This is a genomic window from Salmonella sp. NW884, from assembly GCF_051700745.1.
GTDB classification, from domain to species: Bacteria; Pseudomonadota; Gammaproteobacteria; order Enterobacterales; family Enterobacteriaceae; genus Salmonella; species Salmonella enterica.
In genome coordinates, this window is sequence record NZ_JAMMDE010000013.1 from 14,554 (window position 1) to 37,993 (window position 23,440).

The window sequence follows — 23,440 nt, forward strand, 5'->3', positions numbered from 1 at the left end:
TTTACGGTTTATCACTCGACGAGGGGGAAGATTCGACAACAGGCGCAGCGGATTTCTTCTCGGCGTCTATCGTGGCTACGGAAGCGGTTTCCGTCGACTCAGGCACGTTAGCTTTAACGGGCTCCGGCTTTTGTTCCGGCGCGCTCGCCTGTGTTTCAGCGGCGGCAGGGGTGACGCCCTCATGCTGCGTTTCGTTCCCTTTTACCACCGGATTATGGATGGTATGCGCTTCATCGCTCGCTTGTTCGGGATCGTTAGCGCTGTAGGTGCGTTTCATCGACTCCGCCGCCTGACGCAGTTCATCCATAGATGCTTTCAGTTCGGGAGTCAGATTTTCCAGGCTCGCCTTTTCGACTTTTTTCAGACTGTCCTGGAACTCCTGAAGTTTCAGTTCCTGAGTCAGTTCATTCTGAACCGTTGTCGCAAGGGACCGCAACGCGCGAATCCAGCCCGCTACCGTTTTTACCGCTACTGGCAATCGTTGCGGCCCCAACACAATGAGGCCGATAACGAACACTAACAGCAGTTCGCTAAAACCGATATCAAACACGGATTATACCTGCTCTTTATCTTGGCTTTTAGCGTCTTCCTTTTTCGCTTCGCCTTGCTTATCCGCGATAGATTTAGCGGTAAAATCAGCGTCCTGACTGGTTTTATCCTGTTTGGCATCATCATCGCTCATGGCCTTTTTAAAGCCTTTGATAGACGCGCCAAGATCGGAACCGATGGAACCGAGTTTTTTGGTGCCGAACAGCAGTACGACGATAACGGCAACAATCAACAACTGCCAAATACTGATACCACCCATACATGTTCCTCTGTGATAGATGATGAATTATTAGGGCCGCATTATACACATTATCCTTCGCGCTGCCTCTTTGTTAGCCGCTTTCGCCCGCCCTATTCACATACTTTTACATACGACCGGGACGACATTGACTTGCGGCCTGAGTACTGCCTCGAGTGATAATATGTACCTGCGTGACACAACCGGCGTTGAGCGATAAAAAATCTCAACGAGTTTTACGCCAGCCAACCAGCCAGACAACTACGCCGCCGACCATGAGCCAGCCAGGCATCAATCCCCATTCAGGGCGGTTGACGAGTAAGAATGACCCGCTCAGTAACAGCGTTGCGCCAATTCCCAATAAATAACGAGACTGACTTTGGCGCACATGGTTTACCTGTAACTCGCGCGCAATCTTATCAACACTGTGCTGTAAATATTTGCCCTGGCGCAAACTGTCGTACACCAGTTCAGGTATTTCTGGCATTTTTTCGACCCAGAACGGCGCTTTTTCTTTAAGAGCCCGCGTGAGAGCCGGAATACCCACCTGATCTTTGATCCAGGACTCAAGAAACGGCTTCGCCGTTTTCCACAAATCAAGCTGAGGATAAAGTTGCCGCCCAACCCCTTCAACATACAATAATGTTTTCTGCAACAACACCAGTTGCGGCTGGACTTCCATGTTAAATCGACGCGCTGTATTGAAAAGGTTTAACAACACATGACCAAACGAGATTTCCGCGAGCGGCTTTTCAAAGATAGGTTCACAGACGGTGCGGATGGCAAACTCAAAATCTTCAACGTTGGTATCTGGCGGAACCCAGCCTGAATCGACATGCAGTTCTGCCACCTTTCGGTAATCGCGATTAAAAAACGCGATAAAGTTTTCAGCCAGATAACGCTTATCTTCTTTGTTTAGCGACCCAACGATACCGCAGTCAATGCCGATATATTGCGGGTTTTCAGGGTGTTCATGGCTGACAAAAATATTTCCCGGATGCATGTCCGCATGGAAAAAGCTGTCGCGGAAAACCTGGGTGAAGAAAACTTTAACCCCGCGTTCCGCCAGCAGTTTCATGTTGGTGCCGTTCTTTTCCAGCGCCGCCACATCCGAAACCGGAATGCCGTATATCCGCTCCATCACCATCATGTTCTGGCTACAGTAATCGGAGTACACCTCCGGGATATACAGCATGGGACTATTTTCAAAATTGCGGCGTAACTGAATCGCGTTGGCCGATTCCCGCAGCAGATTCAGCTCATCGATCAGCGTTTTCTCATACTCACGCACCACTTCCGTCGGGCGCAGACGACGCCCATCCGGCAACAGGCGTGGCACCCAGCGAGCAAGGCGATAAATCAGTTTCAGGTCTGCCTGAATTACCGGCAAAATATCCGGGCGAATGACCTTAATAACCACTTCTTTACCGTTTGATTTCAATCGCGCGGTATGTACCTGGGCGATTGACGCCGACGCTAAAGGCTGGATATCAAAGTCGTCAAACCAGGCTTCGACTGGTAGCCCCCCCATCGCCTCTTCAATCTGGGCTTTCGCCAGCCGGCCATCGAATGGCGCGACTTTATCCTGGAGCAAAGCGAGCTGATCGGCGATTTGCGGCGGGAACAGGTCACGGCGCGTGGAGAGCATCTGACCAAATTTGATCCAGACCGGTCCCAGCTCTTGCAACGCCAGTCTTAATCGTTCACCCAGCAATTTATCTTTATGCCGGTTTGGCATCCAGAACAGCGAATAGCGCCATAATCGGAATGGCAGTGTAAGACGCATTCGGGGGATGAGTTCATCAAGGCCGTAGCTTAAAAACGTGCGGATGATGAAATATAGGCGCCGTACTTCACCTGGCGTCATTTGGCCTCCAGTTTTTCCAGCCGTGTGGTCAGAGAATCTACGGCGCGCTCAACAGCCGCGGTTTCTTCGGCAAACCATGCGACTTCCAGCGGGCCAGGCGCCATACGCCACTCTTCAGTGATCGCTTCAGCGGCATAACGCTGCTGGCGTTGAAACCCGTGGCGCAGGAATTTAGCCCCGCCACGCACGACCTTACCGATACTTTCCGCCGCAATATCACCCGTGTATGGCGCCAACAGCTCCGCAGGATCGAATTCGGCGAGATCGGCGAGCGCCACAAAATTTTGCACGACCTGAATATCGCCCTGCACTTCCAGTTCGCCGCTGCGAATAAGCGCGGCCAACTGCTGACGATCGCGTAGTTTTGGCAAAACGCTAGCTTGAGTGATTACCGTACAGTCCGCTTCGCCTTCCCATGCCCCCAGCACATCAACCTGGCGTTCACTGAATACCAGGACTAATGGCGTCGAAAATCCCTTTAGTTTCACACACAGTACTTTTCCCTGTAAGCGCGTTCTGGCTGATTTCAGCGCTGGCGAACGATACAGAAACGTATTGAGGAGACCTTCAATTCCTGCGGTCACTAAGGGTTTAAAAGGCATTCCACCCTCCTAGAATTTATAACCACGGTGCAATGCCACAACACCCGCCGTCAGATTGTAATAATCCACGCTCTCAAATCCGGCGTCCTGCATCATGGCTTTTAAGGTATCCTGATCGGGATGCATACGGATGGATTCCGCGAGATACCGATAGCTATCCGCATCGTTCGCGACCATCGAGCCAATACGCGGTAAAATATGGAAAGAATAGGCGTCATACGCTTTACTCAGCGGCTCAATGATAGGCTTGGAAAATTCAAGCACCAGTAAACGTCCGCCGGGTTTCAACACACGGAACATTGACCGCAGCGCTTTTTCTTTTTCCGTTACATTGCGCAAACCAAACGAAATGGTAATGCAATCAAACGTATTATCAGGGAAAGGCAGAGCTTCGGCATTCGCCTGCACATACTCTACGTTGCCGATCACGCCGATATTGCGCAGCTTCTCACGCCCCATTTTGAGCATGGAATCATTAATATCCGCCAGGATAACTTTGCCAGTTTCCCCGACCATACGTGAAAATTTCGCGGTAAGATCGCCCGTCCCGCCCGCTAAATCGAGAACGGTTTGTCCACGACGCACGCCACTGCAATCAATGGTGAAGCGCTTCCACAAACGATGAATGCCAAATGACATTAAGTCATTCATCACATCGTACTTTGACGCCACAGAATGAAAAACGTGGGCCACCATGTCAGCTTTCTGCTCTTTAGCGACGGTCTGAAAGCCAAAGTGCGTCGTTTCTTGTGAATCTTCCACCATCTCAGTGCCTGCTTATCGATAAAAATGTTCAAGAAGTGTAACAGATTGGGCCAATTTGCCCTACTCTGCGCCAGGACTAAACTACTCCGTATGGGTTAACTTAACTGCTGCTTCACCCGTTCATCATTGGGATAATGTTCATCCTGCCGCCCTTCAGGGATCGATCGTAAACGATATTCTTCATCTTGCGTAACGGCCTGTTCCGCTAAATCCGGATTAATCTCGCGTTTGATTTCCACGCCTAGCCCCCGGAAGGCCTCCGCCTGCGCCAAAACGTTGCCACGCCCCGACGCAAGTTTTTTCATCGCCTGGCGGTAGTTATCCTGCGCTTTATCCAGACTCTGACCGATCGCTGACATATCATCAACGAACAACCGCATTTTATCGTAGAGCTTACTGGCTCTGTCTGCGATGTGCTGCGCATTGCGGCTCTGGTGTTCATAGCGCCACAGGTTGGCGATTGTCCGTAACGCCACCAGCAGCGTCGTGGGGCTTACCAGCATAATGTTATTTTTCAGCGCCTCGGTTATCAGTTCGGGCTGTTTATCTAACGCCAGCAGGAAAGCGGGTTCTACGGGGATAAACATCAGAACATAGTCCAGCGAGCGGAGGCCGGGAAGCTGCTGGTAGTCTTTACGCCCCAGTAAGCGAATATGATTGCGCACCGAGGCGATGTGCTCTTGTAAAGCGGCCTCGCGCGTGTAGTCATCTTCAGCGTTAAAGTAACGCTCGTAGGCGACCAACGTCATTTTAGCATCGATGACCACATCTTTGCCCTGCGGCAAGCGGACGATGACATCCGGCTGCATCCGCGAGCGCGCATCGTTCTCAATACTGACCTGGGTTTCGTATTCGTAGCCTTCACGCAGTCCGGATGCCTCCAGCACCCGCGCCAGCACAACTTCGCCCCAGTTTCCTTGCGCCTTATTGTCCCCTTTCAGGGCGCGCGTCAGGTTGATCGCTTCCTGCGCCATTTGCGCGTTAAGCTGCTGCAAATTACGAATTTCGTGCGCCAGCGTATGCCGCTCCTGCGCTTCTTTGCCAAAACTCTCCTGAACCTGGCGGCGAAAACCGTCCAGTTGCTCACGCAGCGGCGTCAGCAGGCTATTCAGGCTTTGTCGGTTTTGTTCGTCTACGCGACGATTACTGTGTTCAAAGATACGGTTCGCCAGATTTTCAAACTGCTCGCTTAAACGCTGTTCGCTGTTGATCATCTGACGGATTTTGTCTTCCGCGTGTTGCTGAGTCGCTTCCAGACGGGTCGTGACTTCACGCAGATCGGCTTCCAGAGAGGTATTAATACTGTGCAGGCTACGCAGTTCGTTATTAAGTAACTCGCATTCACTGCGCCAGTGCGCTTCTTGCGCTAATTGCTGCCGGGCCGCGCTAAGTTCGATATCCAGCTCACGCCGTTCTTCGATAAGATCGGCGCGGATTTGATCGGCGTGCGCTTTCGTCGCCAGCCAGCCAATCACCGCCCCAGCCGCCAGCGCCACGACGGCGCTTATCATAAGAGTAATATCCACAACACCTCTCCTGGAACCACACTGTCCTGCACAAAATAGAATTGTGCTGTATAAACGTCCAGTTTAAAAGGAATTTCCTGCGAGGCGCCACGCAAAAAGAAAAGGCCGAACGCGTCGGCCTTTGCAAAAGAGAGGAGAATTACAGCAGACGACGGGCCGCTTCCACGACGATTTTCACCGCGTGGCTTTCAGTTTGTTTCATCGTTTCCGCATTCGGAATCTCTTGTTGGGTACGGTTAACGATAACGCCCGCCACCATACCTGCGCGTAAACCCTGGCTTGCGCACATGGTTAACAGCGTAGCGGATTCCATTTCGTAGTTCATCACGCCCATTGCCTGCCACTCTTCCATAGAGCCTTTGAAGCGACGAACAACGCGGCCAGAATAGGTGTCGTAACGTTCCTGACCCGGATAGAAAGTGTCGGAAGAGGCGGTTACGCCAACGTGAGTCGTGGCGCCAATCGATTTCGCGGCTTCAACCAGCGCGGTGGTGCAGGCAAAGTCGGCAACCGCCGGGAATTCCATCGGCGCAAAATGCAGGCTTGCCCCATCCAGACGTACGGATGCGGTCGTTACCAGAACGTCGCCGACGTTGATGTGCGGCTGAATAGCCCCCGTGGTGCCGATACGCAAGAAGGTACGAATACCCAGTTGCGCCAGTTCTTCCACGGCAATAGAGGTAGACGGGCCGCCGATACCGGTAGAGCAAACGATAACTGCTTTACCATCCAGCTCAGCGCGCCAAGAGGTGAATTCGCGGTGAGATGCCAGCTTAACCGGCTTATCCATCAGCGCGGCGATCTTTTCCACACGCTCAGGATCGCCAGGGACGATGGCGAGCTGGGCCCCTTGTAAATCGTTTTTGGTGAGGCCGAGATGAAAAACATCAGACTTGGACATATAAAACTCCTCTGTGAATCGGGTTTGTCAGAAGAAGCAAAAAGACACTTTACCTAAGGCATAAAGATATTTTCGTGACAGCCATCACTATGGCGTAAAACAATTGCACTCGTTTACCATTAAAAAGTGATGCACATCACAATAAATAATCAATATCGCCAGGCATTGCACAAAAGATAGCCGCTTTAAGGCAATGTGGTTTGTTACACACTGTCTATAGTTAAGATTGCGCTATTTTTTAAGGGTACGGAGAATACCATGACAACGACACATCCATCCGGCTTTGCACCTGCAGCTTCCCCACTTGCCCCTACGATGATTCATACGCCTGATGGGGCCATTAGCGCGGGGATAACGTCGATCCCCTCTCAGGGCGACGATATGCCCGCCTATTACGCCAGACCAAAAGCGAGCGACGGCGCATTGCCTGTGGTCATTGTGGTACAGGAAATTTTTGGCGTACATGAACACATTCGCGATATTTGCCGACGACTGGCGCTGGAAGGCTATCTCGCTATCGCACCGGAGCTCTATTTCCGCGAAGGCGACCCCAATGATTTCGCCGATATACCCACATTATTGAGCGGGCTGGTGGCTAAAGTACCCGATTCGCAAGTCCTTGCCGACCTGGATCACGTCGCCAGTTGGGCTTCGCGCAACGGCGGGGACGCGCATCGGCTGATGATCACCGGTTTTTGTTGGGGAGGCCGAATTACCTGGCTGTACGCCGCGCACAACCCACAGTTAAAAGCGGCGGTAGCGTGGTACGGCAAGCTGGTGGGCGACACGTCACTCAATTCGCCGAAGCATCCCGTTGACATCGCCACCGATCTTAACGCGCCGGTACTGGGTTTATACGGCGGGCAGGATACCAGTATTCCACAGGAGAGCGTGGAAACCATGCGTCAGGCGCTACGCGCCGCTAATGCGAAGGCGGAAATCGTGGTCTATCCCGATGCAGGGCACGCGTTTAATGCCGATTATCGTCCGGGCTACCACGAAGCCTCAGCGAAAGACGGCTGGCAAAGAATGTTGGAATGGTTCGCGCAGTACGGTGGGAAAAAAGGCTAACCACAGCGCATTACGATGTTTGTTGGGCCTACGAGACCGGAGTCGGTGTAGGCTCAACAAATCGTCATCGCCACGTTAGCTATGCTTTACCACAGCATTTTTTATATTTTTTGCCGCTGCCGCAGGGACAGAGATGGTTACGACTGACGGCTCCTGTGTCTTTACGCGCGTCCTGCGCCAGCCAGCGCATGATCGATGCCATCGGATAGCCTTGCGCCAGCAGCTCCCGCCAGACATTCATATACGGCGTAACGTGCTGGAAAAAATGCTTATAGCCCGCACACAAGTAATTATGCGCAGGATGACCGGACGGCGAGACGGCAAAGCGATGCTTCGGACAGCCGCCATGACACGCAAAGCGGTAGTCACAGCGACGACAATCGGCGGTCAGGGTCTCCCGCTTGGCCTCGCCAAACGCAATAGCCCGCTCGCTATTATTTAAGGTTTTGATGCTGTGCTGGTGGATATTCCCCAGCAGATGCTCCGGGTAGACAAAGTGGTCACAGTTGTAGAGATCGCCGTTCGACTCCAACGCGAAGGCATGTCCACAAGTCTCGGAATGTACACACAGTACCGGCTGCTGCGCCGTCCAGGCGGCTAACGCCACGTCAAACATCTGCACATAGACGCGGTCTACGTCGCGACGAACCCAGATATCAAAGATCTGGTTGAGAAATTCGCCATATTGCCACGACGGTACCGTCCATGGCGCCAGCTTTGCCGCGCTTTCGCCGGGCATCACCAGATTAAGTACCGATGAGTTATCGGTGCTCATTCGCTCTACCAGCGGGATAAACTGAATAAAACGCGATCCCGCCGCCAGAAGAAATTCGTAGACGTCTGCTGCATGACCGACGTTATGTTTTCCCACGACGGTTAAGGTATTAAAGTCGACATGGTGCGCTTTAAGCCGCGCCATGGCTGCGACGACCTGTTCATGAGTTCCTTTTCCAGCGCGATTAAGCCGATAGTGGTTGTGTAACGACGCCGGACCGTCGATAGAGAGACCGATGAGAAAATGCTGTTCAGCGAAAAAGCGCGCCCACTCGTCATTCACCAGGATGCCGTTCGTCTGCAACGCATGAGTGATTTTTCGCCCATCGCCGTACTTTTCACATAATGCGACAACCCGACGGAAAAACGGTAGTCCCATCATGGTCGGCTCGCCGCCCTGCCAGGCAAAGTCAATGCGGTCGCCACTCTGCGCGGCAATATGCTGGCGTATAAATTGTTCCAGCGTCTCGTCCGACATCCGCCAGTTTTTATTGCGTTCCGGATACAGCGCCTCTTTTTCAAGATAGAAGCAATATGTGCAATCAATATTGCAGATCGCGCCGCCGGGTTTGGCCATTACGTGACAACCAGCTACCGCCATGTCAGACATCTCCGTTAAAAAATAAGGTCACCAGCGCCATGAGACAATGCGACGTTTATCGTCGCCAGGGAACATAACAGAATGGAAAACGTCGTTCTGTGCTATGAGAGCGCTGTGCGATCATGACAGGGCAAACGATCTGCGAAGCAATAAAATCCGCCGCGCTGCTTCCGGGGACGCTATCCGCCAGGTTGTCATTCATACGGAGAACCTTTTTATTATCAAGATCGCCAAATAGCCAGATCCTGAAAAAGACCGAGCGGAAAATAAGAAAAAGGGAAATGAGAAAAAAGAGGAGATAGAGGCGCTGTTAATCAGGTCAGACACGGGCGCTACCCGTCAAAGGGTAGCGCCGCATTGCTGCCGGATAAACGCAGCGGCCAGGATGGGTTATTTCGCCTGACGCAGATTGTGCGCCGCTTTGACCATGTTCGCTAACGCTGCGCGGGTTTCCGGCCAACCGCGAGTTTTCAGGCCGCAGTCCGGATTCACCCACAGGCGTTGTGCCGGAATACGCTGTGCCGCCTTCTTCAGCAGGGCTTCAATCCACTCGACGCTCGGCACGTTCGGCGAGTGAATATCGTACACGCCCGGCCCGATTTCGTTCGGGTAGTCGAACGCTTCGAACGACTCCAGCAACTCCATATCCGAGCGCGAGGTCTCAATGGTGATCACATCCGCGTCCAGCGCGGCGATCGAGTCCATAATGTCGTTGAACTCGCAGTAACACATGTGGGTGTGGATCTGGGTTTCATCCTTCGCCACCGCCGCGTTGATGCGGAAGGCTTCCACACCCCATTCCAGATAGGCGTCCCAGTCGCTGCGACGCAGCGGTAGACCTTCGCGCAGCGCCGGTTCGTCGATCTGAATAATCCCGATCCCCGCCGCCTCCAGATCCGCGACTTCATCACGCAGCGCCAGCGCAATCTGTTTCGCAATCGTTTCGCGGGTCACGTCTTCGCGGGGGAATGACCAGCAAAGAATAGTCACCGGGCCGGTCAACATCCCTTTTACCGGCTTGTCGGTCAGCGACTGGGCATATTTCGCCCACTCCACGGTAATCGGTGCCGGACGGCTGATATCGCCAATCACTACCGGCGGTTTCACACAGCGGGAGCCATAGCTTTGCACCCAACCATTCTGGGTAAAGACGAAGCCGTCCAGATGCTCGCCGAAGTATTCCACCATGTCGTTTCGCTCGGCTTCGCCATGTACCAGCACATCCAGCCCTAAACGCTCCTGCTCGATGATAGCCTGTTTGATATGTTCGGCGATGCCAGTGCGGTAGTTATTCGCGTCGAGATTGCCCTTTTTGAAGTCCAGACGCAGACCGCGAATCTCCGTGGTTTGCGGAAACGAACCGATAGTCGTCGTCGGCCAGGCGGGAAGTTTAAAGCGGGCACGTTGCGCTTCAGCGCGCACCTCATACGGATTCTCACGCTGGCTGTCCTGCGCGGTGATCGCCGCCAGGCGTTTTTCTACCGCGGCATTATGTACGCGACGGGAGTGACGACGAGCCTGAATCGGTGCGCTCCATTCCTCAAGCGCCGCCGTTTCGCCGCTGTTCAGCGCATCGCGCAGCAACGCCAGTTCACCGCATTTTTGCAGCGCAAAGGCAAACCAGCTTTTTACTTCCGTATCCAGACGCGTTTCGACGCTGAGATCGATCGGGCTGTGCAGTAAAGAGCAGGAGGATGCTACCCACAGCGCGCGTTTGCCCACAAGGGCGTTAATCTGCGCGTATTTTTCGGTCAAATCGGCGCGCCAGACATTACGCCCGTTAATCAAGCCTGCGGAGAGCAGCCAGTCGACCGGCAGACGTTGATGCAGTTCCGCTACATCATCTTTGCCATGAATGAGGTCAACATGTAGCCCCTGTACCGGTAGCGCGATAATAGTGTCCAGGTTTGGCGTCACGCCTTCAAAATAGGTCGTCAGCAACAGCTTCACCTGGCCGGCGAGCGCGTCGTAAGCCGGTTTGAAGGCATCCAGCCACGCCTGCGGCAGTTCCAGCACCAGCGCTGGCTCATCAATTTGGACCCACTCAATACCACGTTTTGCCAGTTCAGCCAGTACGTGCTGATACACCGGCAAAATGTCTTTCAGCAACGTCAGGCGGTCAAACGGCTCGCCTTTCACTTTACCCAGCCACAGATACGTGACAGGCCCCAGCAGTACGGGTTTGATCTTATGCCCCAGCGCCAGCGCTTCGTCCACTTCCTCCAGCAACTGTGTCCAGGTGAGTCTGAACTGCTGGCCTTTGCTGAACTCCGGTACTATGTAGTGATAGTTAGTATTAAACCATTTGGTCATTTCCGCTGCCGCCGCCGGTTCGCCGGTTGGCGCGCGACCGCGGCCAATGCGGAACAGAGTGTCGATGTCCACGGAACCGTCGTTGTTCTGATGACGAGCCGGCACATTGCCTAACAGCAGGCTGGTGGTCAGAACATGGTCGTACCAGGCAAAGTCGCCTACCGGTAACAGGTCAATACCCGCTTGTTTCTGCTGCTCCCAGTGACGCGCGCGCAGTTCGCGCCCCACCGCCAGTAACGCTTCACGCGTTGAGTTCCCCGCCCAGTAGCTCTCTTGCGCTTTTTTCAACTCGCGACGCAGGCCAACGCGAGGAAAACCGAGGGTATGAGTCAATATTGTCATTTTACTTCCTCTAATTATATGTAAATCCTAAGTATTTTAAATTCAGGGAAGGCGGCAAGTTTGCTCATCCCCGGGAGCTTACATCAGTAAGTGACCGGGGTGAGGAAACGCAGCCAACGCACCATCAATTTAAAAGACGACGGATTTTGGACGTCTGGATGTTTACACATCCATAATGTAAAGGTACTGTATATTCCTCAAGCGCAATTTGTTCATGGCGAAGTGAAGGACTTTCATGATCGAAATTAAACATCTGAAAACACTCCAGGCATTGCGGAATAGTGGATCGCTGGCTGCCGCGGCGGCGGTGCTGCACCAGACCCAATCCGCTCTGTCTCATCAGTTCAGCGATCTGGAACAACGCCTTGGCTTCCGCCTGTTCGTGCGTAAAAGCCAGCCGCTGCGCTTTACGCCGCAGGGGGAAGTTCTGCTGCAACTGGCAAACCAGGTGCTGCCGCAAATCAGCCGTGCGCTGCAAGCGTGCAACGAACCGCAGCAAACTCGTCTGCGCATCGCTATTGAATGTCATAGCTGTATTCAGTGGCTGACCCCGGCGCTGGAAAACTTCCGTGCAAGCTGGCCGCAGGTAGAAATGGATTTCACATCCGGCGTCACTTTTGATCCGCAACCGGCCTTGCAACAAGGCGAGCTGGATTTGGTGATGACGTCGGATATTTTGCCGCGCAGCGGGCTGCATTATTCGCCGATGTTTGATTTTGAAGTCCGACTGGTGCTGGCGCCCGACCATCCGCTGGCCAGCAAAACGCAGATTACGCCGGAAGATTTAGCCAGCGAAACGCTGTTGATTTACCCGGTGCAGCGCAGCCGACTGGATGTCTGGCGACATTTCCTGCAACCGGCGGGTATCAGTCCGCTGCTGAAAAGCGTGGATAATACGCTACTGCTGATTCAGATGGTGGCGGCCAGAATGGGTATTGCCGCCCTGCCGCACTGGGTGGTGGAAAGCGTTGAGCGCCAGGGTCTGGTGGTGACCAAAACCCTGGGTGATGGTCTGTGGAGCCGCCTGTATGCCGCCGTGCGCGACGGCGACCAGCGTCAGGCGGTGACCGAGGCGTTTATTCGCTCGACGCGGGATCACGCCTGCGATCATCTGCCGTTTGTGCGGAGCGCGGAGCGACCCATTTTCGATGCACCCACAGCGAAGCCAGGATCACAGCCGCGCCTGTAATAAAGCTTGGCCAGTGGGGCTGCTGATGCCAGATGGCAAGATTAACCAGCAGTCCTGCGGGAACATGCATATTATTCATGATACCCAGCGTCCCGGCGTCTACCTGGGTAGCGCCATAGTTCCACATAAAGTAGCCAATGCCGGACGCCACCACGCCGAGAAACACCAGAATGCTCCATTGCAGCGTGGTTTCCGGCAGCTTTTGCGCGTTCCCCAACAGCGACCACGCCACCGCCGCCACCAAAAACGCTCCCAGATAGAACCACGCAAAGGCGTTGTGCTGCGGCATGGGACGGGTCTCCATCAGACGTTTATACCCCACCATTCCGATAGCGAAACTGATATTAGAAAGCTGCACCAGGAGCAAACCGACCCAAAAATGGTCGGTCACGCGATCGTAGCGAATAATCCCGGCGCCAATCACCGCCAGCAACGCGCTAAATGCATAGCCCCAGCGCAAACGACGCTGACTCATCACATCGTAAATCAGCGTGATATAGAGCGGCGTCAGAACGGTAAACAGCAGCAGTTCGGATACGGTCAGATAGAGGTAAGCATGGAAGCTCAACATATACATGATGCCAAGCTGCATCGCCCCCACCAGCATATACAGGCTGATGGTTTTTAGGTTGTGCCCGCGAGTACGCAAAAACGGCAGAAAAACGAGCGCCGCCAGCCCAACGCGTATCAGCACCGCGAAATAGCTATCGACATGCCCGGCAAGATACTCGCCAAATAGACTAAAGGAGAAAGCCCACAGGATAGTGGTAATGATGAGTAGCGCCACAATGGATGTCTCTTAGAACAGGGAACACCCATTGTAGCGGAGAGTGAAGTTGACAACTGGTCAACTAACAAACAATCACATCAGCGTAAGAAAAGATCGCGCAGGTAATGCGGCACGGCGTTATCCGCGTTGATGCCGATCACCTCAAGTTCGGGATACAGGTCTTTCAGACGCTGGTGCGCATTGCCCATGATGCAGCCTTTGCCCGCCATCGTGAGCATTTCAGCGTCGTTCATTCCGTCGCCAAAGGCGATACACTCTTTCAGGCTGTACCCCATCGCCTGAGCGACCGCTTCCAGCGCATGACCTTTCGACACTCCGCCCGCCATCACTTCCAGACAGGTTAGCGTAGAGAAGCTCACGTTTACCCGATCGCCCCAGCGCGCGTTAATCGCCTGCTCCAGCGGCAACAACTTTTCATGAGTGTCGCTGGTGAAAAACACTTTGCTGACGCCCTCCGGCTCCAGCAGCGCAGGCTCAAACAGCGAATAGTTAAATACCGCCTCTTTGAAAAAACGCATTTCATCGGGGCGATGACGATTCATAAACCATTCGTCGTCGCGATAAACGTTAGTCACGATGTCCGGGTTCGCATTCACCACCCCGAACAGGTCGCTGGCAATGTTGCTGTCCAGATTATGCGTAAAAACCAAATTCCCGTCGGTATCGTGCACTCGCGCGCCGTTGGAGGTGATCATGTAAGACTTGATTTCAAGATTATCGCGGATTTGCCCTACATCGACATGATGACGACCAGTGGCAAAGACAAAATGGATGCCGCGTGCGGTCAACAGCTTCAGAGTCTCTTTGGCATAAGGGGACAACGTATGGTCGGGGGAGAGCAGCGTGCCATCTAAATCAGACGCAACAACCTGATACATAATAAAATTTAACCTCTAAGCAAAGCGATTTCCGCTGGATAAATTAGGCTTGTTGAAAAATTCAACAATGGCGTTAAGCGCGACTGAGCGCATGGCGTCCTTTTCAAAAAGGATCTCATGGTACGCGCCTTTGATAACCAGCGGTTTTCCCCCTTCACAAGGGTATCCCGCCGCGGCGCGAATTTCACAAAAACGATCGTGGGTGCGGTTATCCACTACCCGCTCTTCTTCCGCCTGAATCAGTAGCGTAGGCGTCGTGTCATCGCTCGCCCCAGCCAGTACCTGCTCACCCGCCAGAATGCCTTCGCGTACCCAATGCCAGGTGGGGCCGCCAACGCGCAGCTGCGGCTCGTCGGCATAAAATCGTAAGTTGCGCTGATAACGCTGGCGGCTGTGGGTCAGCGCATTCATCCCAAACGGCAACGCCCGCCACTGACCGGTACCAATAGCGTAATCTTCACGGATACGCTGGTGCCCTTCAGCCCAGTCGAGAATATGGCGCACCATAAAGGAAGGCAAGCGTATCACAATACCAAACATCGGCGCGGTGAGCGCAATAGCGTCGCACCGCACACGATGGCGTTGCAGGAACAGAGTGGCTATCGCGCCCCCCATTGAGTGCGCCAGGATATAACGCTTACGCCACGGCCCCGGCTCAATTTCCTGCTGCCAGAACGCCGCCAAGTCCTCAACATAATCGTTAAAATGATCAACGTGACCCCGATGCGGGTCCGATAACATCCGCCCGGAGCGCCCTTGACCACGGTGGTCGATGATGAAGATATCAAAACCGAGATGAAAAAGGTCATACGCCAGTTCAGCGTATTTTACATAACTCTCAATGCGGCCAGGACAAATGACGATCGTCCGATCGTTGGAATCATTTCGAAAACGGACAAAGCGCACCGGAATGTTACCCACGCCGATAAACTCCGCCTCTTCCCGCTGACGCCAGAAATCGGTCAGCGGCCCCATAGCAAAAGCGGCAAACGCATTTTCTCTTGTTTCCCAGTCATTTTGCTGCTGAAACATCGGGTTTTCGGCCTCGTTTACCAGGTAAAATCGTTTTTTGCGTCGTGCCTGACACAACACAGCGGCAGTAGCGTATTGTGGCACAAAAACAGACAACCAGGGAGTTTTGCATGACCTTTGAATGGTGGTTCGCCTATCTACTGACCTCAACTCTGTTGAGTCTTTCTCCGGGTTCAGGCGCCATCAATACCATGACGACGTCTATCAACCATGGATATCGTGGCGCAGCGGCTTCTATCGCCGGACTCCAGACCGGACTGGGGATACATATCGTACTGGTGGGCGTCGGACTGGGTACGCTCTTTTCGCGCTCGCTCCTCGCTTTTGAAATTCTGAAATGGGCTGGCGCGGCTTATCTTATCTGGCTGGGTATCCAGCAATGGCGCGCCGCAGGCGCTATCGATCTGCATACTCTCGCCCAGACGCAATCGCGGGGTCGGCTGTTCAAACGGGCGATATTTGTCAATCTAACCAATCCCAAAAGTATTGTCTTTCTTGCCGCCCTGTTTCCGCAATTCATCATGCCGCAGCAACCGCAACTGGCGCAGTACCTCATTCTCGGCGTCACTACGATTGTGGTGGATATGATTGTGATGACCGGTTACGCCACGCTGGCGCAGCGCATTGCCGCCTGGATTAAAGGACCAAAGCAGATGAAGGCGCTGAATAAAGCGTTTGGTTCGTTGTTTATGCTGGTAGGCGCGCTCCTGGCGTCGGCAAGACACGCGTGATAGTCGTGCCGGATGATGTTTATCCGGCCCGGAGGTAAATTAGCGCGAAATAATCAGGTGAATACCAAAGCCCGCAAACAGAGCGCCGGCAAAACCATCAATCCATTTCGCCAGACGCTGATAGCCGCGGCGCATTTTCGGCAGCGCGAACAGGCTGGCGACTACGGTAAACCAGGCCAGCGTTTCCAGGGTAATTAACGCGAAAATACCCCAGCGCGCCGCAGCGCCGACGTTATCGCCGACAAACAGTGAAAAAACGGAACCAAAATAGATAATCGCTTTCGGATTCGACAGATTGGTCAACAGCCCTTTGAGAAAGCTGCGCCCGCTCTGCGCCAGTTCAATGTGCGGAGAAGACGCCGCCGCATCCTGTTTTTTCAGCGCGCCGCGCAGCATCTGATAGCCCATCCAGCACAGGTACAGGCCGCCGCCTACCATAATGATCGTATGCAGCCAGGCCATTTTTTCGATGATGAGATGCAGGCCAAGCAGCGCCACGCCCGCCCATACCATCACGCCGCAGGTAATGCCCAGTACGCCCATCATCGCTTCTTTACGCGAACGGCTGACAGCAGTTTGAGACACGAAGAAAAAGTCGGGGCCGGGGCTCATTAGCGCAACGATGTGCACCATTGCCACGGTGAAAAATAGCATCATCATAAAAATGGCTCGCGGGGAAATAGTTCAGTGAGTCACCATCCTGGCACTTTTTTGCCGGGCTGACTACTCTTCGTCATCACCATCGACATGCGCGCGGATGAGCGCCATGAATTCTTTCCCGAAACGCTCCAGTTTGCGCATCCCAACCCCGTTAACGCTTAACATCTCGCTGGCGGAAACCGGCATCTGTTCCGCCATTTCTATCAACGTGGCGTCGTTAAAGACCACATACGGCGGGATATTCTCTTCATCAGCGATAGCTTTACGCAGCTTGCGCAACTTAGCGAACAATTTGCGATCGTAATTACCGCCGAACGATTTCTGCATCACGCGGGGTTTGAGGGCGACAATGCGCGGCACCGCAAGCTTTAGCGGAACGTCTCCACGGAGTACCGGACGCGCGGCATCCGTCAACTGTAATGCGGAGTGCTGCGCAATATTTTGCATTACCAGCCCCAGATGAATGAGCTGGCGAATCACGCTCACCCAGTGCTCATGGCTCTTTTCGCGTCCCATGCCATAAACCTTGAGTTTGTCATGACCGAAATCGCGGATGCGTTGGTTATTCGCGCCGCGGATCACCTCGACAACGTAGCCCATGCCAAAACGCTGGTTAACCCGACCAATGGTAGAAAGCGCAATCTGGGCATCGTTTAAGCCATCATATTGTTTGGGCGGATCGAGACAGATATCGCAGTTGCCGCACGGTTCTTGTCGGCCTTCGCCAAAGTAATTAAGCAATACCAGGCGGCGGCAGGTTTGCGCTTCGGCAAAAGCGCCCATCGCATTCAGTTTATGCCGTTCAATATCCTGAAGCTGTCCGGCTGGTTTCTCTTCCAGACAACGACGTAGCCAGGCCATGTCAGCCGGATCGTAAAATAGCATGGCTTCCGCAGGCAGTCCGTCGCGCCCGGCGCGGCCCGTTTCCTGATAGTAGGATTCAATATTACGCGGGATATCGAAATGCACGACGAAACGTACGTTAGGTTTGTTTATGCCCATTCCAAAAGCGACGGTCGCCACCACGATTTGCAGATCGTCGCGCTGAAATTTTTCCTGCACATCGGCGCGAATAGCGTTTTCCAGCCCCGCATGATAGGCCGCCGCGCTAATGCCGCGACTTTGCAAGCGCGCGGCGGTATCTTCCACTTTCGCCCGACTGTTGCAGTAGATGATACCCGATTTGCCGCGTTGCTCCTGAACATAGCGCATTAGCTGGTCGAGCGGCTTAAACTTCTCCATCAGCATGTAGCGGATATTCGGTCGGTCAAAGCTACTGATCTGGATTAACGGATCGTTAAGCCCAAGCAGACGAATAATATCCTGGCGCGTGGTGTCGTCGGCGGTGGCGGTCAATGCCATAAACGGCAAAGCGGGAAAACGCTGGCGAAGCTGACCGAGAGCCGCATATTCCGGACGGAAATCATGTCCCCATTGCGAGATACAGTGCGCTTCATCCACCGCCAGCAATACCGGATTCCAGTGCGCCAGATGATCAAGAAAGTTGTCCAGCATCAGGCGTTCCGGCGCAATATACAGCAGACGAATCTGTCCGGTACGGCACCCCGCCATCACCTCAAGCTGCTGCTCGCGGCTTTGAGTGGAGTTCAGGCACGCCGCCGCCACCCCGTTCGCCAGTAGCTGATCGACCTGGTCTTTCATCAACGAGATCAAGGGCGAAACGACGACGGTCAATCCATCCAGCAACAACGCGGGGATTTGATAGCACAGAGATTTGCCGCCGCCGGTGGGCATGACGACCAGACAGTCGCGACCGGAGAGCGCAGTATCAATAATCGCTTCCTGGCCCGGGCGAAACTGTTGGTAGCCAAAGGTTTCCTGCAAAACCTGCTTGGCCCCTGATTCCAGATTCAACACTTCCGCCTGCGCCACATTAACCCCGTTCACCATAAATCAAAACAGGCGCTATTTTCAGCGCCTGCGAGAGAAACTGCAATGTTTAAAACACAATCCAATCAGAAGATATCGTTAAGCATCACGCCGACGCCGACACGTGTCTGATTAAAATTATAGTCGATCAGCGATTCGCCATAGCCGCTGTACACTTGGGTATAAAGCCGGACATGTTTAGTGACCGGATAGCTTAATCCAACTTCCGCGCCGCCGTAGCCTGTATTCCAGTTGTACTGGCCTTTGGCGCTTAATACCGCCTCGCCCAGGTGATAACCGATTTTAAGCTGGTAATAACCCATATATTTGGTGATGTCCGGATTATCATCGGTACTGCCAATCACGTACCACGGTTTGACCTCTACCAGCCAGTTACCGTTTTCGGCCATCAGACGGGTATACAGACGGTTCCAGCTACGCGAGGTGGGGTCCGAACGTCCGTTAGAGTCATGGTTGTAGCCCATCTCTACGTCGCGCAGCGTCCAGCCGGCAAAGCGATAATCGGTAGCAAAACCAAGAAAAAGCTGCGGTTCGTAGTTGGTTTCGCGAAACGGCGAAGACTCTTTACTGTTGGAAAGCTGCCACCAGGATTTCTGCGTATAGGAAGCGCCCAGTACCGAGTTCGGCCCCAGTATTCCGCGCCACAGCGGAAACGCCAGGCTCAACTGAAATTTCACTTCATCTTTACGTGCGTTTTCAGACCAGTTGTAGGTACTTATGGCCTCTTTGTTCAGATCGCTGGTGTTCGTGTAGATCAAGTAGTTCGTGTCATAAGGGTAAAGCGTAAAAGGGTTATCATGCTCCTGTAGCATGTTAGCGATGATACTTCCCCGTACTGCAGGCGCATCATGAACCTCTTTTATCGTAGCTTCTTGTGCATATGCCGCTAATGGCAGTAGCGTGGCTGGCAACAACCCTCTCAAAATCGCCCGCATTCTTGACGTTCTCCTGACGAAGTATTTTCAGCTTGAATCATTCTCTGCCAACCATTTTTACATATTTACACACATAGCCGTTAGTTATCCCTTCTTAAAGTAGAAAACAACAATTAAGAAGCATAATATCAACATTTCATTAACCAATGGAGTGTCAGGAATCTATGTCCGCTGTACTTACCGCTGAACAAGCTCTGAAATTAGTGGGTGAAATGTTTGTCTACCACATGCCGTTTAATCGGGCGTTAGGGCTGGAGCTGGAACGCTATGAAAAAGCGTTCGCCCAACTGGCCTTCAACAACCAGCCGATGATGGTCGGCAACTGGGCGCAAAGCATTTTACACGGCGGCGTGATCGCCTCTGCGCTGGATGTCGCCGCCGGACTGGTATGCGTCGGCAGCACGCTAACTCGCCACGAAACCATCAGCGAAGATGAACTACGCCAGCGCCTGTCGCGGATGGGAACGATTGACCTGCGCGTTGATTACCTGCGTCCGGGCAGAGGCAACCGCTTTACGGCCACCAGTAGCCTGCTGCGCGCAGGGAATAAAGTGGCCGTCGCCCGCGTGGAATTACACAATGAAGATCAGCTGTACATCGCCAGCGCCACCGCTACTTATATGGTGGGATAAAAGCAGGTAAACTGTTGTTACAATTCAGATACGAGTTTTCCGGATGGACGCAAAACAAACACGGCAGGGCGTATTACTCGCTCTTGCCGCCTATTTTATTTGGGGGATCGCCCCCGCGTATTTCAAGCTGATCTATTACGTTCCCGCAGATGAGATCCTGACGCACCGCGTGATTTGGTCATTTTTCTTTATGGTGGCGCTGCTTAGCGTCAGCCGGCAGTGGCGACAGGTTAAGCGCTTACTGAAAACGCCAAAGAAGATTTTCCTGCTGGCCCTGTCCGCCGTACTGGTCGGCGGTAACTGGCTATTATTCATTTGGGCGGTAAATAATCACCATATGCTGGAGGCCAGCCTGGGTTATTTCATTAATCCACTGGTTAACATCTTGCTGGGGATGATTTTTCTTGGCGAACGCTTCCGTCGAATGCAGTGGCTGGCGGTGATTCTGGCGGTGTGCGGCGTGCTGGTGCAACTCTGGACGTTTGGTTCACTGCCGATTATCGCGCTGGGGCTGGCGTTTAGTTTTGCGTTTTACGGCCTGGTGCGTAAGAAGATCGCCGTTGAAGCGCAGACGGGTATGCTGGTCGAAACGCTATGGCTGTTGCCGGTCGCCGCGATTTATCTGTTTGGCATCGCCGATAGCCCTACCAGCCATATGGGGCAAAACGCACTATCGTTGAACTTACTGTTAATGGCGGCGGGTGTGGTCACTACGATTCCGCTGCTGTGCTTTACCGGAGCGGCTACGCGTCTGCGTCTTTCTACACTGGGCTTTTTCCAGTATATCGGCCCAACGCTGATGTTTTTACTGGCGGTGACGTTTTATGGCGAAGTGCCGGGCGCGGATAAGATGGTGACATTTGCGTTTATCTGGGTCGCGCTGGCGATTTTCGTAATGGATGCGATTTATACGCAGCGGCGTAAGCATTAAATAATAAAATGGCAGCTATTATCTGGCTGCCATTTTATGTTATTTCTTCTTAGTAAATAGCAATACAATAAATAATATAATATTTGTTACTGGAAACACGCCCAACACACCAATAAACTTATTCCAACCAACAAACGTTAAATAGCGGGCATGGATCTGGCAAAAGCCGAATCCCAACGCTATTCCAATCCCCCTCAAATTTAATGAAGTACAAATCGACAGTACACCGAGCAGGACAATAGCAATCACCCACCATCCAATCCAGGCTTTAATGAATTCGGCTTTAGAAAAAGGGTCTTTACCAAAATAAATTTGCCAGAAATTTTTCTTTTGCATTTTATGAAATCCATTCATTGAAATTGTTAATTACCAGATAATATATTTAATTATTATCGATTGCTGTACAGCGTAATTATCATGACATTAATTACCATTGCTGTCATTAGAAAATTCAGTGTAATATATTTACATGTGAGATCTGAAGTTGGTTATCAATATGGAAAAAATAATATGATTAGGATTATTAAAGATATTTTTCACCCTTCCCCAAGGGATACATTGAAGCGAGCAAAGTTTGTTATTTATACATTATCATCATGGATAATATTATTTACTATAATGCCTAAAAACCAATATCTTAATTTAATATTTATTATTGCCAATACCTATATCCATATTAATATTGGCGCGAAGAGAATCAGAGATTCAGGTTGCAGGGCACTTTATTTCATCGCATTGTCTATAGGTGTAAATATCTTCTGTACAGTCAGTGTCGCACTCAATGGGGCTGATTGCGATAACATTGGTATACAACTCAATATTGCCTGGGTAATACTCACAACACTACTGCTATCTTTCATCGCTTCTTCAAAACAAGAACTTTCCTCATGATGAAGAACTTCCAACGGACTGGCGGTTAAATCGCCAGTCCGTATATTTTACAACCAGTTCTTGCGCTTAAAGTACAGATACGGCGCAAGCCCCGCCAGAATCATAAAGATAATCGCGCCTGGATAACCAAAGCTCCACTTCAGTTCCGGCATAAACTCGAAGTTCATCCCATAGCTGGAAGCGACCAGCGTCGGCGGCAGGAACACCACGGAAACCACCGAGAAGATTTTGATAATGCGGTTCTGCTCAATATTGATGAAACCCATCGCCGCCTGCATCAGGAAGTTCACCTTCTGGAACAGCGATTCATTGTGCGGCAGCAGAGATTCGATATCGCGCAGGATCTCACGCGCCTGCTCCAGCTGTCCGCCCGGTAAGCGCGCCTTGCGCACCAGGAAGTTCAGCGCTCGTTGGGTATCCATCAGACACAGGCGTACCTTCCAGCCGATATCTTCCAGTTCCGCCAGCGTGGAGAGCGCTTCGTCGTATTCATCGCCCTGATGCCCTTCCATAATGACGCGGCTCAGTTTTTCCAGATCGCTGTAGATGTTTTCGATTTCATCCGCCAACTGTTCAATTTTGGTTTCGAACAGATCGAGCAGTAGTTCATAAGCATTACCGTCGACCATCGCCTGGCTGCGGGCGCGCATACGATACAAACGGAAGGCGGGCAGTTCGCGTTCACGCAGCGTAAACAGACGGCCATCGCGAATAGTGAATGCCACCGTAGAGTTACCGGCATGATCTTCCGCATCTTCGAAGAAGAAGAAGGAGTGGATATGCAGTCCGTCTTCGTCTTCAAAGAAGCGCGCGGATGCTTCGATATCTTCCAGTTCAGGACGCGTCGCCAGACTCTGGCCCAGCTCAGATTGTACGCGCAATCGCTCGTCGTCGTCCGGTTCGACCAAATCGACCCATACGGCATCAATCAGGCTTTGTGACTCCTCGACTTCCAGCCGGGTCAGTCGGTTTTTTTCCAGTTGAAATGCGCTCAGCATGACCGGGACTCCCAATGCGTAAAAATATCGGACAGTTCAGATGGGCACACAGAAACAAATTGGGTTTCAGACCATTAAACAGCCTGACTCAACGCGACGGGAAAAAATGAAAGGTCGCTGACAACCGCTAAGGCTATCAGCAAAAAGGGATAGCCTTAGGAGTTGATCCTGGATGACAGGATAATGAGCCAGTATCTACTGGGTGTGTCCAAGGCGAATGTCCTCTTAGCGTAATCGTGGGCGCATGTTACGCCAGCAAAAATTTGCCGTCAACACGCAACGAAACGCGAAAAAGCAATAATTTCCCCTTATG

Annotated in this window: 23 protein-coding genes and 1 pseudogene; 6 read left to right on the plus strand and 18 right to left on the minus strand. The window is 52.6% G+C overall.

Features of this window, described 5'->3' with window-relative positions; all coding sequences use genetic code 11:
• Position 1 precedes the first annotated feature (1 nt).
• The 7 genes from tatB to udp form a co-directional block, all read right to left on the minus strand.
• Positions 2-550, minus strand: a complete 549-nt coding sequence (gene tatB / locus NA197_RS20755; protein ID WP_000459612.1) for a Sec-independent protein translocase protein TatB — start codon at positions 548-550, stop codon at positions 2-4.
• A 3-nt stretch (positions 551-553) separates the two neighbouring features.
• Complete coding sequence (gene tatA / locus NA197_RS20760) at positions 554-808, minus strand: Sec-independent protein translocase subunit TatA (RefSeq protein WP_000508972.1); 255 nt, start codon at positions 806-808, stop codon at positions 554-556.
• 205 nt (positions 809-1,013) lie between these two features.
• A complete protein-coding gene (gene ubiB / locus NA197_RS20765) occupies positions 1,014-2,654 on the minus strand; it encodes a ubiquinone biosynthesis regulatory protein kinase UbiB (protein ID WP_064042895.1) in 1,641 nt (546 codons plus the stop codon).
• Entirely contained in the window at positions 2,651-3,256 is a 606-nt protein-coding gene (ubiJ, locus tag NA197_RS20770) for a ubiquinone biosynthesis protein UbiJ (RefSeq protein ID WP_001116093.1), read from the minus strand. Before ubiJ ends, ubiB begins: the two co-directional genes overlap by 4 nt.
• 9 nt (positions 3,257-3,265) lie before the next feature.
• Complete coding sequence (gene ubiE / locus NA197_RS20775) at positions 3,266-4,021, minus strand: bifunctional demethylmenaquinone methyltransferase/2-methoxy-6-polyprenyl-1,4-benzoquinol methylase UbiE (RefSeq protein ID WP_000229009.1); 756 nt, start codon at positions 4,019-4,021, stop codon at positions 3,266-3,268.
• 95 nt (positions 4,022-4,116) lie between these two features.
• Positions 4,117-5,547 (minus strand): DNA recombination protein RmuC, encoded by a 1,431-nt coding sequence (gene rmuC, locus NA197_RS20780; RefSeq protein ID WP_000355562.1) that lies wholly within the window; start codon positions 5,545-5,547, stop codon positions 4,117-4,119.
• Between the two features lie 139 nt (positions 5,548-5,686).
• Positions 5,687-6,448, minus strand: a complete 762-nt coding sequence (udp, locus tag NA197_RS20785; protein ID WP_000045169.1) for a uridine phosphorylase — start codon at positions 6,446-6,448, stop codon at positions 5,687-5,689.
• 258 nt (positions 6,449-6,706) lie between these two features.
• Here udp and NA197_RS20790 point away from each other — a divergent pair, with 258 nt between their 5' ends.
• Positions 6,707-7,519, plus strand: a complete 813-nt coding sequence (locus tag NA197_RS20790) for a dienelactone hydrolase family protein (protein ID WP_000213959.1) — start codon at positions 6,707-6,709, stop codon at positions 7,517-7,519.
• A gap of 79 nt (positions 7,520-7,598) precedes the next feature.
• Here NA197_RS20790 and NA197_RS20795 read toward each other — a convergent pair.
• A pseudogene (locus NA197_RS20795) lies at positions 7,599-8,941 on the minus strand (anaerobic sulfatase maturase).
• A 343-nt stretch (positions 8,942-9,284) separates the two neighbouring features.
• Positions 9,285-11,549, minus strand: coding sequence for a 5-methyltetrahydropteroyltriglutamate--homocysteine S-methyltransferase (gene metE, locus NA197_RS20800; protein WP_000154181.1), 2,265 nt, complete (start codon positions 11,547-11,549; stop codon positions 9,285-9,287).
• 235 nt (positions 11,550-11,784) lie between these two features.
• Between metE and metR the strand changes: the two genes are divergently transcribed.
• Complete coding sequence (metR, locus tag NA197_RS20805) at positions 11,785-12,738, plus strand: HTH-type transcriptional regulator MetR (RefSeq protein WP_000569786.1); 954 nt, start codon at positions 11,785-11,787, stop codon at positions 12,736-12,738.
• Here the strand turns inward: metR and NA197_RS20810 are convergent.
• From NA197_RS20810 to pldB, 3 genes are all read right to left on the minus strand, one after another.
• Positions 12,626-13,525, minus strand: a complete 900-nt coding sequence (locus NA197_RS20810; protein ID WP_001196257.1) for a carboxylate/amino acid/amine transporter — start codon at positions 13,523-13,525, stop codon at positions 12,626-12,628. The genes metR and NA197_RS20810 overlap by 113 nt on opposite strands.
• Before the next feature lie 80 nt (positions 13,526-13,605).
• Complete coding sequence (gene yigL, locus NA197_RS20815) at positions 13,606-14,406, minus strand: sugar/pyridoxal phosphate phosphatase YigL (RefSeq protein WP_001661561.1); 801 nt, start codon at positions 14,404-14,406, stop codon at positions 13,606-13,608.
• A gap of 15 nt (positions 14,407-14,421) precedes the next feature.
• Positions 14,422-15,438, minus strand: coding sequence for a lysophospholipase L2 (pldB, locus tag NA197_RS20820; protein WP_000487685.1), 1,017 nt, complete (start codon positions 15,436-15,438; stop codon positions 14,422-14,424).
• A gap of 110 nt (positions 15,439-15,548) precedes the next feature.
• On the opposite strand from pldB, the gene rhtB reads away from it, so the two are divergent.
• Positions 15,549-16,169 (plus strand): homoserine/homoserine lactone efflux protein, encoded by a 621-nt coding sequence (rhtB, locus tag NA197_RS20825; protein WP_000142523.1) that lies wholly within the window; start codon positions 15,549-15,551, stop codon positions 16,167-16,169.
• A gap of 39 nt (positions 16,170-16,208) precedes the next feature.
• On the opposite strand, the gene rhtC is transcribed toward rhtB, so the two are convergent.
• From rhtC to pldA, 3 genes are all read right to left on the minus strand, one after another.
• Positions 16,209-16,829, minus strand: coding sequence for a threonine export protein RhtC (rhtC, locus tag NA197_RS20830; protein ID WP_000980080.1), 621 nt, complete (start codon positions 16,827-16,829; stop codon positions 16,209-16,211).
• A 63-nt stretch (positions 16,830-16,892) separates the two neighbouring features.
• Positions 16,893-18,722 (minus strand): ATP-dependent DNA helicase RecQ, encoded by a 1,830-nt coding sequence (gene recQ / locus NA197_RS20835; RefSeq protein ID WP_001533487.1) that lies wholly within the window; start codon positions 18,720-18,722, stop codon positions 16,893-16,895.
• A gap of 83 nt (positions 18,723-18,805) precedes the next feature.
• A complete protein-coding gene (gene pldA / locus NA197_RS20840; protein WP_001201692.1) occupies positions 18,806-19,675 on the minus strand; it encodes a phospholipase A in 870 nt (289 codons plus the stop codon).
• Between the two features lie 164 nt (positions 19,676-19,839).
• Here pldA and yigI point away from each other — a divergent pair, with 164 nt between their 5' ends.
• Together yigI and rarD are read left to right on the plus strand one after the other, a co-directional pair.
• Entirely contained in the window at positions 19,840-20,307 is a 468-nt protein-coding gene (gene yigI / locus NA197_RS20845) for an acyl-CoA thioesterase YigI (RefSeq protein ID WP_001277136.1), read from the plus strand.
• A gap of 43 nt (positions 20,308-20,350) precedes the next feature.
• Complete coding sequence (gene rarD / locus NA197_RS20850) at positions 20,351-21,238, plus strand: EamA family transporter RarD (protein WP_000339081.1); 888 nt, start codon at positions 20,351-20,353, stop codon at positions 21,236-21,238.
• 39 nt (positions 21,239-21,277) lie between these two features.
• On the opposite strand, the gene NA197_RS20855 is transcribed toward rarD, so the two are convergent.
• Positions 21,278-21,574 (minus strand): hypothetical protein, encoded by a 297-nt coding sequence (locus NA197_RS20855; RefSeq protein ID WP_001170054.1) that lies wholly within the window; start codon positions 21,572-21,574, stop codon positions 21,278-21,280.
• Between the two features lie 174 nt (positions 21,575-21,748).
• Between NA197_RS20855 and NA197_RS20860 the strand changes: the two genes are divergently transcribed.
• Complete coding sequence (locus NA197_RS20860; protein ID WP_023227026.1) at positions 21,749-22,129, plus strand: hypothetical protein; 381 nt, start codon at positions 21,749-21,751, stop codon at positions 22,127-22,129.
• A gap of 47 nt (positions 22,130-22,176) precedes the next feature.
• On the opposite strand, the gene corA is transcribed toward NA197_RS20860, so the two are convergent.
• Both corA and ysgD read right to left on the minus strand, forming a co-directional pair.
• Complete coding sequence (gene corA / locus NA197_RS20865) at positions 22,177-23,127, minus strand: magnesium/cobalt transporter CorA (RefSeq protein ID WP_000947139.1); 951 nt, start codon at positions 23,125-23,127, stop codon at positions 22,177-22,179.
• 155 nt (positions 23,128-23,282) lie between these two features.
• Positions 23,283-23,339 (minus strand): YsgD/CorL family protein, encoded by a 57-nt coding sequence (gene ysgD, locus NA197_RS20870; RefSeq protein ID WP_212723238.1) that lies wholly within the window; start codon positions 23,337-23,339, stop codon positions 23,283-23,285.
• Between the last annotated feature and the right edge of the window lie 101 nt (positions 23,340-23,440).